Below are 13,271 nucleotides of genomic sequence, written 5' to 3'. Positions count from 1 at the left end.
TATAGACTGGCCAACGTGAACAATGCATTCGACCTCTCCGCGTCCTTCAAGGCCTACGACGTCCGCGGCGTCGTGGGCGAGACCATCACCCCGCAGATCGTCGAGGCCGTAGGGGCCGCGTTTGTAGACGTCCAGGGCCTGTCCGGGCAGACGGTACTGGTTGGCGGTGACATGCGTCCGTCCTCTCCCGAGTTCATCCGCGACTTCGCGCGCGGCGCCACCGCCCGCGGCGCCGATGTGCTCCTGCTGGACCTGATTTCCACCGACGAGCTCTACTACGCCTGCGGAGTGATGAATGCGGCCGGTGTGACCTTCACCGCAAGCCACAACCCGGCGCAGTACAACGGGATCAAGATGGCCAAGGCCGGCGCCGTGCCCATCTCCTCGGAGACCGGGCTCAAGGAGATCCAGGCCCTCGCCGAGCAGTACCTGAACGAGGGCGTCATTCCGGCGGCGGCGGCCACGGGTTCCATCTCCGTCCGGGACGTCCTGTCCGACTACGCCAAGTACCTGCGCAACCTGGTGGACCTGTCCGGGATCCGGCCGCTCAAGGTAGTGGTGGATGCGGGCAACGGCATGGCCGGCATGACCACCCCCGCAGTGCTTGGCGACAGCATCCTGCCCGGGCTGCCCCTGGACATTGTTCCCCTCTACTTTGAACTGGACGGGTCCTTCCCGAACCACCCGGCCAACCCGCTGGAGCCGGAGAACCTGCGTGACCTGCAGGCCGCCGTCGTCGAACACGGCGCCGACATCGGCCTCGCCTTCGACGGCGACGCCGACCGCTGCTTCGTGATCGACGAAAAGGGCGAGCCGGTCAGCCCCTCCGCCGTCACCGCCCTGGTCGCACGCCGCGAGATCGCCCGGGCCAAGGCCGCCGGCGAAGAGACACCCGTGATCATCCACAACCTGATCACCTCCCGCGCCGTGCCCGAACTGGTGGCGCACGACGGCGGCCGTGCCGTCCGCACCCGGGTGGGCCACTCCTTCATCAAGGCAGTGATGGCCAGCGAAGGGGCCGTCTTCGGCGGCGAGCACTCCGCCCACTACTACTTCCGCGACTTCTACAACGCCGACACCGGCATGCTTGCGGCCATGCACGTGCTCGCGGCCCTGGGCGAGCAGCCCCGCAGCCTCTCGGATCTGGCCCGCGAGTACGAGCCGTACATCTCCTCCGGCGAAGTGAACTCCCGGGTCGAGGATGTCCCGGCCGCCGTTGCCCGCGTCCGCGCCGAATTCGAGCGCGACGGCGTCACGGTGGACACTCTCGACGGTGTGACGTTCACCGCCGACGACGGCTCGTGGTGGTTCAACCTCCGCGCGTCCAACACCGAACCCTTCCTGCGTCTGAACGCTGAAGCAGAGGATCTGCCCACCATGGAGCGGGTCCGCGACCACGTATTGAAACTAGTAAGGAAATAACAATGGCTGATGTAGAACTGAACGGATCAGAGCCCTCCGCCGAGGTCCAGGAGGACCTGAACTCCCTGCTGGGCACCGCCCTCGGCGTGACGCAGGAGCAGCTTGAGGCGCAGGGTGCGTTCCTGCCGGCCGCGCTCGTGGTGCAGAACGACGGCGAACTGCGGATGATCGCCGTCGCCCCCGAGGACAGCGACGAGGACCTGGATGCGGACTCGATGATCGAGGACCTGTACACGGTGCTGACCGAGCAGAAGGGCGAAAACCGCGCGGTCGCCGTGTTCTCCGACATCCACCTGCCGGAGGAAAACACCGACGCCATCCACATCGTCACCGAACACTCCGAAGGCGTCTGCATCTCCGCCATCCAGACCTACTCGGAGCAGGACGGCGAGTGGACGTTCAACGAACCCATCTGGGAGGGCGGCGAGCCCATCGTCTGGGCCGACGCTGAGTAACCAGCCCTAGCACTGCAAAAGGGAAGCCCCGCCGGCGTTTCGGCGGGGCTTCCCTTTTGCCTGCGGGTCAGGCGGTGGCGAAGCGGTCCTTCAGCTCGGCCAGCCGGTCCTTCAGTTCCTGCGGCAGGGTGGGACCGAAGCGGTGGTACCACTCGTCGATGCCGTCCAGCTCGGTGGCCCACTCCTGCGGATCCACGCGGACGGCCTGCTCCACGTCCTCGGGGGTCATGTCCAGGCCGGTGAGGTCAATGGAATCCCCCGTGGGCACAAACCCGATGGGGGTTTCCACCGCATCCGCCTTGCCCTCGAGGCGTTCAATGACCCACTTGAGCACCCTGGCGTTGTCTCCGAAGCCCGGCCAGGCGAACCCGCCGTCGGCCGTGCGGCGGAACCAGTTGACCAGGAAGATCTTCGGCAGCTTCTCCTGGTTGGCCTTGCCGCTGAGTTCGATCCAGTGCCGCAGGTAGTCGCCGGCGTCGTACCCCATGAACGGAAGCATGGCCATCGGATCGCGCCGGACCACGCCCACCTGTCCGGCGGCGGCAGCGGTGGTTTCGGAGGACAGCGTGGAGCCCATGAAGATCCCGCTGGCCCAGTCGCGGGCCTCCGTCACCAGGGGAACGGTGGTCTTGCGGCGCCCGCCGAACAGGATGGCCGAGACCGGAACCCCGTTCGGTGAGTGGTATTCGTCTGCCAGCATGTCGATCTGGTCGATCGGCGTGCAGAAGCGCGAGTTCGGATGCGCTGCCGGGCGGCCGGCGTCGGGCGTCCATTCCTGCCCGAGCCAGTCGGTGAGGTGCGCCGGCGCCTCATCCGTCATGCCTTCCCACCAGACACCGCCGTCGTCGGTGAGTGCCACGTTGGTGAAGATGGAGTTGCCCTTGGCGATGGCACGCATGGCATTGGGGTTGGTACTCCAGCCGGTGCCGGGAGCGACACCGAAGAGGCCCGCCTCCGGGTTCACCGCACGCAGTTCGCCTTCTTTGCCGAACCGCATCCAGGTGATGTCATCACCCAGGGTTTCGACCTTCCAGCCCTCGATGGTCGGGTCCAGGAGCGCCAGGTTGGTTTTGCCGCAGGCCGAGGGGAAGGCGGCGGAGACGTAGTAGTCCTTCTTCTCCGGGCTGGTGAGCTTGAGGATGAGCATGTGCTCGGCCAGCCAGCCTTCGTCCCGGGCCATGATGGAGGCAATGCGCAGGGCGTAGCATTTCTTGCCCAGCAGCGCGTTGCCGCCGTAGCCCGAACCGTAGGACCAGATGGAGCGGTCCTCGGGGAAATGCACGATCCACTTCTCGTCGCTGCAGGGCCAGGTGACGTCCTCTTCGCCCTCGGCCAGCGGGAAGCCTACCGAGTGGAGTGCCGGCACGAAGAAGGCGTCCAGCTCTTCCATCTTGCGCAGCACGTCGGTGCCGATGTTGGCCATGATGCGCATGGAGGCGACCACGTAAGCACTGTCGGTGATTTCGACGCCGAATTTCGGGTCTTCCGCGGCAAGGTGGCCCATAACGAAGGGCACCACGTACATGGTGCGCCCGCGCATGGAACCGGCGAAGAGGCCGTTGAGCTTGGCCCGCATCTCGCCCGGGTCCATCCAGTTATTGGTGAAGCCGGCGTCTTCGCGCTTTTCGGAGCAGATGAAGGTCTGCTCTTCGACCCGGGCCACGTCCTTGGGGTCCGAGAAGGCAGCAAAGGAATTCGGGAAGGTCTCGGGGTTCAGCCGCACCAGGGTGCCCGCATCCACGAGTTCATTCGTGAGGGCCCGGTTTTCCTCTTCGGAACCGTCGACCCAGTACACGCGGTCAGGCTGCGTCAGCTCGGCTACTTCTTTTACCCACGCAAGGAGGGCCTGGTGGGTGGTGGGTGCAGCAGCCTCTCCCGTGGTGCTGTCCAGCGGCTGGCTTGCAGCATTCTCGCCGTTCTCATCGAGAACTAGCTGACGCGCGTCATGGCCCATGACTCTTCCCTTCGTTGGGTCAGTGGTGTGTTTTGATGCTAGTTGTGCCTTTCGGGACGCTTTGCCGGTAAAGATCGCACCTTTATTGCCGCATTCGTGATCGGTCCCACAAATCCAAGAGAATCAGGGCCTCTCCCCTACTCTAATGTGACCAAGGTCACGTAGACCGGTCTAGTGACATAGACGACATGCTTCTCGATTGGTGTTGCCCTCAAAAGCCCGCTATAGTTATCTACGGCCAAACAGCCACGGAAGAACTTGAAAGAAACCGATGAGAATCGGTTTTGATACAATAGTTCTTATGCGTGCGTAGCTCAACGGATAGAGCATCTGACTACGGATCAGAAGGTTGGGGGTTCGAATCCCTTCGCGCGCACCACTCGGACCCGGTCCGATCAGGACAACTGATCGGGCCGGGTTTTTTGTTGTCTCTGGATACCCGCTCCTGCCCTGCGTAGGGTGGTCGGTAAGCAACCGGGCCGGCAGCCTGCGCCGGAAGGCCTTTCCCGCAGCCGTCGGACCCCTAAGGACGCCGGTATGCCCAGTCCGAATTCCACGCAGCTGCCCTCGGTACTCATAGATCTGGTGCTGGAGAGCCCGGATGTACAGGATTTCCTCAACAGGTCAGCAGTCCTGGCCTCCCGCGAATTCTCCGGGCCGGACGGCCCCGTCTCCTGCGCCGTGACGCTCCTGCACAAATCCCGGCCCCGTGTCGTTGCCAGCAGCAGCGAGGAGGCCAGGCACCTGGATGAGATCCAGTATTCCTACGGCGATGGCCCCTGCCTCACCGCAGCACGCAGCGGCACAACGGTCCTTGTGAAGGACCTGGCCGCCGAGCAGCGCTGGCCCGACTACACCAGCGAGGTTTCCCGTCGCGGCCTGCGCTCCATCCTCGCCGTGCCCATTGCCCTGTCCGGCGACTACCTCAGCGCCCTGAACCTGTACGCAGACCGCGAAAACGCCTTTCCCGACGCCACGGTGCAGGCGGCTGAGAGTTTTGCCCGGCACGCTGCGGCAGCCGTACGGCTGGCCATCCGCATTACCGACACAACCGCAAGGGCAGAGGACCTTGTGGCCGCCATGCGTTCCCGCACCAGCATCGATATTGCCATCGGCATCATCATGGGACAGAGCCGCTGCTCCCAGCAGCAGGCCTTCGATGTCCTGCGTGCAGCCTCCAGCCACCGGAACATGAAACTGCGCGAGGTCGCCGAATCCGTGGTGGCCTCGGTGAACGGACGACCCGCAGAAACGTATTTCGACGGGTAGGACAAGCTACCCGGTTGCCCCGCTCCCGCCGCGGTGCAAGGCTCATGTCCATGACTGAGACTCTGCAGACCGACGTAGTGGTGATTGGTGCAGGCGCCGTGGGAGAGAATGCGGCAGACCGCATTGTCCGCGGCGGGCTGGCCGCCGTCCTGGTGGAAGCGGCCCTGGTGGGCGGCGAATGCTCCTACTGGGCCTGCATGCCTTCCAAGGCGCTCCTGCGGCCCGGCACGGCGCTGAAGGAAGCACAGTCGCTGGCAGGTTCCCGTGAGGCGGTCACCGGCACGCTGGACGCCGATGCCGTCCTGGAGCGCCGGAACTCGTTCACCTCCAACTGGGATGATGCAGGCCAGGCCGAGTGGGTCGCAGGCGCCGGCATTGAACTGGTCCGCGGCCGGGCACGGCTCACGGGAGAACGCGAGGTGGAAGTGGCCGCCAACGACGGCCGGACCCTGCGGATCTCCGCGCGGCACGCCGTCGTCCTCGCCACCGGCTCCACCCCGTCCGTTCCACCGATCGAGGGCCTGGATACCACTGAGTACTGGGGCACCCGGGACGCCACCTCCGCCACCGGGATTCCCGGCCGCCTCGTCGTCATCGGCGGCGGGGTGTCCGGCGTCGAACTGGCGCAGGCCTACGCGCGCCTGGGCTCGAAGGTAACACTGCTGGCCCGGCACGACATCCTGGGCTCCTTCCCCGACCCGGTACGTACGCTGGTGCGGGAAGGACTCGAGGCCGACGGCGTCAACGTGCGCACTTCCGCCTCCCCCGCGTCCGTGCGGAAGTCCGACGACGGCGGCGTGGAAGTATCGCTCGAGGGCGGCGACACCGTGGGCGGGGATCGGCTGCTGGTTTCCACCGGGCGCCGTCCTGCCCTGGACGGGCTGGGCCTTGAGGACATCGGCCTGGCCCCGAAAGCGCTGGACACCGACGATTCCGGCCGGGTGCTGGGCGTCGACGGCGGATGGCTGTACGCCGTGGGGGACGCCGCGGGGAAGGTGCTGCTCACCCATCAGGGCAAATACGAGGCGCGGGCAACCGGCGACGTGATCGCCGCGCGGGCCAGGCAGGAACCCGGCAGCGCCGAACCGGCTGCCTGGACCCGGTACACGGCAACCGCGGACCATTACGCCGTGCCGCAGGTGGTGTTTACCGACCCGGAAGCGGCGATGGTCGGGCGGACTCTCGAGCAGGCCAGGGCGGACGGCGTCAACGTCTCGGAAACATCGCTGGAAATCGCCGTCGCCGGCTCCTCGCTGTATGCGGACAACTACCGCGGCTGGGCGCAGATGGTGGTGGACGAGGACCGGCGAGTGCTGGTCGGGGTGACCTTCGTGGGACCGGGCGTCTCGGAACTGCTGCAGGCGGCAACGATTGCCGTCGCCGGCGAGGTGCCGCTGGACCGCCTCTGGCATGCCGTGCCCGCGTACCCCACCATCAGCGAGGTGTGGCTCCGGCTGTTGGAAAAGTACGGTCTCTGACATCATGCCGGTCCCGGTGTGGCAGACCTCTCCGCACCCCTATTTGGACTGACTAGTCAGTTTCCCGTAGGTTGGCAGATGCGCCTCTGAAGCGTGCCAGGCGCACCGCGACCCTAAGGACCCAAGGCGAAGACCATGCTCAGTGCGGAAACCCTCTTTATGAAGGGGCGCCACAGTGCCCTCCTTCCTCCGACAACCCTTGAGGCGGATACCGGAGGGCTGCTGCTGGTCTCCGGCGATGACCAGTCCACCCGTACTGCCCTGGCCCTGGTGCTTGCGGGCAGGATGCGCCCCACCTCCGGCAACCTCGCATGGGGGCACAGTGCACGGCTTGAGCATCTGCGCCGTTCCGCGGCACTGATCGATTCGCCGGAGGTCAACGAACCCGAACGCCATTTCCGCGTGCGGGACCTGGTTGCCGAAGACCTGGCGCTGATCCCCCGCCGGAACCGGCCGCGGGGAAAAGCCGCCGACTGGCTGTCCGACGAAGGCCTCTCGGATCTGGGTCCCCGGTGGGTCGAGGAGCTGGAGCCGCACATCCGGCTGGATCTGCTGACCCGGCTGGCACTGGCGGATGTCGACGTGGAGCTGCTGGTCTTTGACTCTCCCGACCGCCACGACGCCGATCCGGAGGCTTGGCTGCCCGTGCTGACCGGCAGCGTGTCCTCGCCCATACGGCTGGTGACCGCCGTTGCGGTGGTGGCGCAGATCCCGCCGGACTGGACCGGACCCACTGCTGCTGCGGGGGCCGCCGCGGACACCAACGCAGCCTCGGGCACCGCCGCCGCCGAGGAGGTCTCGGCATGACCGCCTTCCGCCTGGCACTCAGCGAGCTTCGCCGCATGACCAGCGGCACCCTGCCGAAGCTGGCCATCCTCGCCCTCTCATTGGTCCCCCTGCTCTACGGCGCCGTCTACCTGTATGCGAACTGGGATCCCTACGGAAACCTCGACGGCGTCAAGGCCGCCCTGGTGGTCGACGACGACGGGGCCGACACCGCTGACGGCCGGCTCGACGTCGGCGCCACGGTCCGCGAAAACCTGCTGGAGGACGGGACCTTCGACTGGGAGATGGTTGACAGTCCCGCTGCCGCGGAACGCGGAGTGAAGGACGGCACCTATGAATTTGCCCTGACCATTCCCGGGGACTTTTCCGCGAACCTGGCCTCGGCGTCGGATCCGGCGACCGCCCGGAAGGCGACCCTGCACGTCACCACCAATGAAGCGAACAACTACCTGCTCAGCAGCATCGTGGACAAGCTGACCTCTTCCGTCCATGACACCGTGGCGGCGGAAGTCGGCGAGGAAACCGCCAGCCAGTTGCTGACCGGATTCAGCACAGTGCACGGCCAGCTGGAACGGGCCGCCGACGGTGCCGGGCAGCTCGCCGGTGGTGCAGCGACCGCGGATTCCGGGGCCGCCGAGCTCGTCACCGGGCTGGGCACTCTGTCCTCCGGAGCGCAGGCATTGGTCTCCGGGCAGGAGCAGCTGGTAGCCGGAGCCAACCAGCTGTCGACGGGCGCCGGTGAGCTGTCCGCGGGAGCGAATCAGTTGTCCTCAGGTGCGGCCGAGCTTTCCTCGGGCCTGGGCCAGCTCTCCTCCGCCACGGCACAGCTGCCGCAGCAGACACAGCAGCTGGCAGACGGCGCCCGGCAGGTGGCGGCCGGGACGGCCGGCGTGGAGGCCGCCGTAACGGCTTCGGCCGACACCGCCCGGCAGGGTGTCACCGATGCCGTGACGCGGCTGGTGCAGCGGGGCGTCCTCACGCCGGAGCAGGCCGCGGCCCTGCAGCAGGAGCTTGCCGGAACCACCGCCGGAACCGGCGGGCTGGAGCAACTGAAGGCGCTCTCCGACGGGGCTGCAGCAGTCTCGGCCGGTGCGGACCAACTTGCAGGCAGCGCTCCGCAGCTCGCCTCGGGCATCAGCACTGCGAACGACGGCGCTTCCCGGCTTTCCGCCGGCGCAGCGGACCTGTCCACCGGCGCCGCCGAGCTGTCCTCGGGGGCCGGCGGGCTCGCGGGCGGAGAGCAACAGGCCCTGGACGGCACCCGGGAGCTGGCGGCGGGAGTCGACGCCGCCGCCGCCGGTGCAGGCAGCCTCCAGGACGGATTGGGGCAGCTACGCGACGGATCGGACGATCTGGCTCGGCAACTGAAGGACGGCGCGGGTGAAATCCCCAACCCGAACGATGAGGAACGGGCCAACGGCTCCGCGGTAATCGCCGATCCGCTGACCGTCAGCACGGTGGACCAGGCCGAGGCAGGCAGCTACGGTGCGGGACTGGCTCCCTATTTCCTGACGTTGGCCATGTGGGTAGGTATCTTCATGCTCGCGCAGGCTCTGCGTCCCATCAGCCGCCGGGCGCTGGCCTCCAATGCCCCGGGCTGGAAGATTGCCCTGGGCGGCTGGCTGCCGTTCCTCGGTGTCTCGCTGGTCCAGGCAACGCTGCTGTACGCAGTGGTGCGGTTCGGGCTGGGACTGGACCCCGTCCATCCGGTACAGGCCTGGGGGCTGCTGTTGATGGCTTCCATGGCGTTCTCGGCGTTGATCCAGGGCATCGTGGCGCTGCTGGGTTCGGTCGGCAAGTTCGTGGTGCTGGTGCTGCTGGTGCTGCAGCTGGTCTCCTCGGGCGGTACTTTCCCGTGGCAGACCATCCCGGCGCCCCTGCATCTGGCCCACGACGTGCTGCCGATGGGCTACACCGTGACCGGGCTGCGGCAGCTGCTGTACGGAGGGGACCTAACCCAGGTCACCGGCGTCGCCGTCGGGCTGCTCGCCTACACCGCCGTCGGACTGCTGCTCTCCCTGCTGGCTGCCCGACGGCACCGGCTGTGGACCCTGAAGACGCTGCAGCCGGAAATCAGCATTTAGGCCCGGCGCACCACGAAGTCCGTGATGCGCGCGTCGCGTCCGTCCAGCTCGGCCCACGGCAGCGCGTGTTCCATGACGGTGAGGCCCGACGTCGGATAGCGGGTGGCCATTTCCATGACGGCTTCTTCGTCCGAGTCCGCCGAGGCAAGCCGCATGGCCAGGTCCTGGACGCCGGGGAGGTGTGCGATTACCAGCAGGCTGGTGACCGTTTCCGGAACGTGGTTGATGAGGCTGAGGATCCGCTCCGGCGTCGCCGCGTAGAGACCGTCTTCAAGCTTCGCGGTCGGTGCCTTATCCCCGAGTTCCTTGCAGACCCAGGTGCAGGTCTGCCGCGCGCGCAGGGCCGACGAGCAGAGGATGAAGTCGGGAATGCTGCCGTGCTCGCGCATCCACTGCCCGGCCAGCGGCGCGTCCCGGTGTCCGCGCCCGGAGAGCGGGCGCTCGTGGTCTGCGACGTCGCGGGGCCAGTCCGCCTTGGCATGGCGCAGGAGCTGGAGTTTCTTGAGGTGGTGGCCGGTCATTAGCCAAGCTTAGCCGCGGACGGAGCCCCCGCTCCGTCCGCGGCTGCGGCCCTAAGGACCGCGGCTGGCAGCTAGATGCTGTATTCCGGCGCGGCCCAGACAACAACCTCGGGGTGCTCGTAGAAGCGGTACCCCTGCCCGCGGACCGTGCGGACGGTGTTGGCCAGCCGGCCCAGCTTGGACCGCAGCCGCCGGATGTGGACGTCGATGGTGCGTTCGTTCGGCACCTCTTCGGCGTTGCGCCACAGGCCGGCCAAAAGCTCTTCACGCCCGACGGTCCTGCTGGCGTTCTCCACCAGGTAGTTCAGGAGCTCGAATTCCTTGAAGGTCAGGTTCAGCGTGTCCCCGTCGAGGTGCACCTCGCGGCGGGACAGGTCAATCAGGACTCCGGAGGGCCGGATAGCTGCCGGAACCGGGGGTGCCGGGACCTGCTGCGGGGCCGGCTGCCGCCGGACCGTGGGGTCCCCGAGCGCCTGCCGGACGACGTCGATGTCCGAGCCGACGGCTCCGGCAGGGGCAAGCGCCACGGCCGCATGGCTTTGGGCGCCGGGCACCAGGGTCTGCACGTAGGCCCTGATTTCCTGCGCCAGCTTGCTCAGTGACGTGCCGTTGGCCGCAGCGGTTTCTTCATCGAGGCCTACATAAATAACGAATCCACGGGCAGCCGTGTCATTGCTGACCGGCTGCGGCCCGGGAATACCGTTCGGAGTGACCACCGGCATGGGGGCGGTCATGGGGCTGGCATCCTGGCTCTGAACTGCACGGAGCGGACGGGCTCCGGTACCGCTGGAGGCCGGGATGCCATAGGACTGGTTCCCAAACGGCTGCGCGCCGTATGAGCCGGGGAAACCGCCGACGGCGGTCTGGCGCTGGGAACCTGATCCGGCGCGGTTCTGCGCGTTGCGCAGGGAGATGTGGACGTAACCGGATGCTACTGACATGTGGGACCTCATCGTGACTTGACGTCATCACGGCTCGATTGCTGGGGGTGTGCCCGGTCGAGACGGCGCCTATTATGCCCATAGTTGGGCCTGAGTCTTACCTCGGGATAGGGGTGGTTCCAGAGGTATGCATTCGACAACAACCAGTTTCCTTCGCGGCCCGGAGGCCACTCGGGAAGCCTGTGACTGCTGCTGCCGTGTTGGTGTTCACACTCCGGATTATTGCATGTCACAAAGGGATACATGCAAGTAACAAAGGGTCCGTTGTCTCACATAGTGGACGTTATGGGTCGTTTTGTGACGTAGTTCACAAAAAGACACAATGAATAGCTATGCATAAATATGTATAAGACCTAAATCTATTTCGCACCACTTCGCGGCACTGTTCGGCCATATCGAACGGCATTAAGAAAAAAGGCACCTACTCCGCAAGCAAGCTTACGAAGCAGGTGCCGTCAAGCATCGAAGCAATTGTCCACATAGTGGACAGGGTTCCGGAGCTTTTTCACTGGCGGAAGAGCCGCCGTCGCCGGCGGCCCTTCGGACGAGGTGGTTAGACGACGCCGTAAAGCCGGTCGCCGGCGTCGCCGAGGCCGGGAACAATGTAGGCGTTCTCATCGAGGCGCTCGTCGATCGAGGCGAGGACCACGGTGACGTTCGCGTCCTGGAGTTCCTCCTGGAGCACCGAGAGGCCTTCTGGGGCGGCCAGCAGGCAGATGCAGATGACTTCCGCGGCACCGCGCTGGAACATGAACTTGATGGCTTCGCGCAGGGTTCCGCCGGTGGCCAGCATCGGGTCCAGGACGAAGACCTGGCGGCCGGTGAGGTCATCCGGAAGACGCTCGGCGTAGGTGATGGCTTCCAGTGTTTCTTCATTCCGGGCCATACCCAGGAATCCGACCTCGGCCGTGGGGACCAGGCGGGTCATGCCTTCGAGCATGCCGAGGCCGGCACGCAGGATGGGAACCACCAGCGGGGTCGGCTTGACCAGGCCCGTGCCGACGGCGGAGGTGACGGGAGTCTCGATCGGAACCGGCTCCACGCGGACGGTTCGGGTGGCTTCATAGGCCAGCAGGGTGACCAGTTCTTCCGTCAGCTGACGGAAGATCGGTGACGGGGTGTCCTTGTCGCGGAGAACGGTGAGTTTGTGGGCAACGAGGGGATGATCCACTACAAGTACGCGCATGCTTCAAAACTACCATTGCGCCCTGCCTCTCTCCGCGTTCGCCCGTGCGCGCGTGAATGGGAGACGATGGCAGGCATGGAGTCCCTTTCCCGAACACACGAAACCTGGATGGACCTCGCCCTGGCCGAAGCCCGCAAGGCGCTGGAGACAGGCGACGTGCCGATCGGCGCCGTCGTACTGGCCCCCGACGGCGAGGTGCTGGGTACCGGGCGCAACGAGCGTGAGGCAACCGGGGACCCGACAGGCCACGCCGAGGTGCTGGCCATCCGGAAGGCGGCTGCCGCCGTCGGCGAATGGCGGCTGGAAGGCTGCACCCTGGTGGTGACGCTCGAACCGTGCGCCATGTGTGCCGGGGCGATTGTCCTGGCGCGGGTGCCGAAGGTGGTGTTCGGCGCCTGGGATGAGAAGGCCGGGGCCTCCGGTTCTGTGTTCGACATCCTGCGTGAGCGTCGCCTGAATCACTGGGTGGAGGTCTTTCCCGGTGTGCGCGAAGAGGAATCGGCACGCTTGCTGCGGGACTTCTTCGGCTCAAAGCGCAACTCCTAGCGTTCCGCCCGCTTCGGTTTGTACGTAGGCTTACTGATTCCGGAACGCGACAACTAAAGGAGTTTCCGTTATGGGATCAGAGCAGGACGGACGGGACACCGTCGTCAAGATTCTTGAAAAGGCTCGAATCGCCACGCTGACCACGGTGGACCTGCAGGGAAACCTGGTCAGCCGGCCGCTGCAGCTGCAGGAGGCGGACTCGGACGGCAACCTGTGGTTCTTTACTCCGGACCCCTCCCCCAAGGCCGACGAGGTCCGTGCGAACCCGCACGTGAACGTGGCCATCAGTGATTCCGAGGGCTTCCTGTCCATCAGCGGCACGGCCACTCTGACAAAGGATCAGGGCAAGATTTCCTCCCTGTGGAAAACCTCGGTGGAGGGCTGGTTCGAGCAGGGCCGCGAAGACCCGTCGGTGGCGCTGCTCAAGGTGGACTCGCATACCGCCGAATACTGGGCATCGGACGAACCGAAGATCGCCAGCCTGTTCAAGATCGGCAAGGCAGCAGCAACCGGCGGCACTCCCGATATCGGCAAGAACGACGTCGTCGACCTCTAGTTCCAACTGGGCGCCCAGGCCCTGGCGGGACTGCTTTTGGGTGTTGGGCCTTCCACCCGGTAAGGTTGACGCG

The 13,271-nt window shown here is 66.1% G+C and carries 12 protein-coding genes and 1 tRNA gene; 9 read left to right on the top strand and 4 right to left on the bottom strand.

Annotated features, from left to right (window positions below):
* The first annotated feature begins 15 nt into the window (after window positions 1–15).
* Together N2L00_RS01815 and N2L00_RS01810 are read left to right on the top strand one after the other, a co-directional pair.
* Complete coding sequence (locus tag N2L00_RS01815) at window positions 16–1,422, top strand: phosphomannomutase/phosphoglucomutase (protein ID WP_255863684.1); 1,407 nt, start codon at window positions 16–18, stop codon at window positions 1,420–1,422.
* A gap of 2 nt (window positions 1,423–1,424) precedes the next feature.
* Window positions 1,425–1,877 carry a hypothetical protein gene (locus tag N2L00_RS01810; protein WP_255767423.1) on the top strand — a complete coding sequence of 151 codons (453 nt, stop codon included), beginning with the start codon at window positions 1,425–1,427 and terminating at the stop codon, window positions 1,875–1,877.
* Between the two features lie 67 nt (window positions 1,878–1,944).
* On the opposite strand, the gene N2L00_RS01805 is transcribed toward N2L00_RS01810, so the two are convergent.
* On the bottom strand, window positions 1,945–3,831 hold the full coding sequence (locus N2L00_RS01805; RefSeq protein ID WP_255863683.1) for a phosphoenolpyruvate carboxykinase (GTP): 1,887 nt from the start codon (window positions 3,829–3,831) through the stop codon (window positions 1,945–1,947).
* 303 nt (window positions 3,832–4,134) lie between these two features.
* On the opposite strand from N2L00_RS01805, the gene N2L00_RS01800 reads away from it, so the two are divergent.
* The 5 genes from N2L00_RS01800 (at window position 4,135) to N2L00_RS01780 (ending at window position 9,448) form a co-directional block, all read left to right on the top strand.
* Window positions 4,135–4,210: transfer RNA gene (locus N2L00_RS01800), tRNA-Arg, on the top strand.
* 158 nt (window positions 4,211–4,368) lie between these two features.
* The gene (locus tag N2L00_RS01795; RefSeq protein ID WP_255863682.1) at window positions 4,369–5,100 is read left to right on the top strand and encodes a GAF and ANTAR domain-containing protein; all 732 of its coding nucleotides are present in this window, start codon (window positions 4,369–4,371) and stop codon (window positions 5,098–5,100) included.
* Window positions 5,101–5,144: 44 nt separating this feature from the next.
* Window positions 5,145–6,578, top strand: a complete 1,434-nt coding sequence (locus tag N2L00_RS01790; RefSeq protein WP_374676623.1) for an NAD(P)/FAD-dependent oxidoreductase — start codon at window positions 5,145–5,147, stop codon at window positions 6,576–6,578.
* A gap of 135 nt (window positions 6,579–6,713) precedes the next feature.
* Window positions 6,714–7,385, top strand: a complete 672-nt coding sequence (locus N2L00_RS01785; RefSeq protein WP_255863680.1) for an ABC transporter ATP-binding protein — start codon at window positions 6,714–6,716, stop codon at window positions 7,383–7,385.
* The gene (locus N2L00_RS01780) at window positions 7,382–9,448 is read left to right on the top strand and encodes a YhgE/Pip domain-containing protein (protein ID WP_255863679.1); all 2,067 of its coding nucleotides are present in this window, start codon (window positions 7,382–7,384) and stop codon (window positions 9,446–9,448) included. Before N2L00_RS01785 ends, N2L00_RS01780 begins: the two co-directional genes overlap by 4 nt.
* Here N2L00_RS01780 and N2L00_RS01775 read toward each other — a convergent pair.
* The 3 genes from N2L00_RS01775 to upp form a co-directional block, all read right to left on the bottom strand.
* Window positions 9,445–9,969 (bottom strand): histidine phosphatase family protein, encoded by a 525-nt coding sequence (locus N2L00_RS01775; RefSeq protein ID WP_255767417.1) that lies wholly within the window; start codon window positions 9,967–9,969, stop codon window positions 9,445–9,447. The two genes, N2L00_RS01780 and N2L00_RS01775, sit on opposite strands and share 4 nt — an antisense overlap.
* A 71-nt stretch (window positions 9,970–10,040) precedes the next feature.
* Complete coding sequence (locus N2L00_RS01770) at window positions 10,041–10,910, bottom strand: winged helix-turn-helix domain-containing protein (protein WP_255767416.1); 870 nt, start codon at window positions 10,908–10,910, stop codon at window positions 10,041–10,043.
* A gap of 553 nt (window positions 10,911–11,463) precedes the next feature.
* Entirely contained in the window at window positions 11,464–12,096 is a 633-nt protein-coding gene (upp, locus tag N2L00_RS01765) for a uracil phosphoribosyltransferase (RefSeq protein ID WP_255767415.1), read from the bottom strand.
* Window positions 12,097–12,171: 75 nt separating this feature from the next.
* Here upp and tadA point away from each other — a divergent pair, with 75 nt between their 5' ends.
* Together tadA and N2L00_RS01755 are read left to right on the top strand one after the other, a co-directional pair.
* Window positions 12,172–12,642: a tRNA adenosine(34) deaminase TadA gene (tadA, locus tag N2L00_RS01760; RefSeq protein WP_255767414.1), complete on the top strand. Its 471-nt coding sequence runs from the start codon at window positions 12,172–12,174 to the stop codon at window positions 12,640–12,642.
* 70 nt (window positions 12,643–12,712) lie between these two features.
* Entirely contained in the window at window positions 12,713–13,198 is a 486-nt protein-coding gene (locus N2L00_RS01755; RefSeq protein WP_255767413.1) for a pyridoxamine 5'-phosphate oxidase family protein, read from the top strand.
* The last annotated feature ends 73 nt before the right edge of the window (window positions 13,199–13,271 follow it).

It is taken from the genome of Arthrobacter sp. zg-Y1171 (genome assembly GCF_025244845.1).
Taxonomy (GTDB): Bacteria; Actinomycetota; Actinomycetes; order Actinomycetales; family Micrococcaceae; genus Arthrobacter_B.
This window is presented reverse-complemented; position numbering and strand designations above follow the sequence as displayed.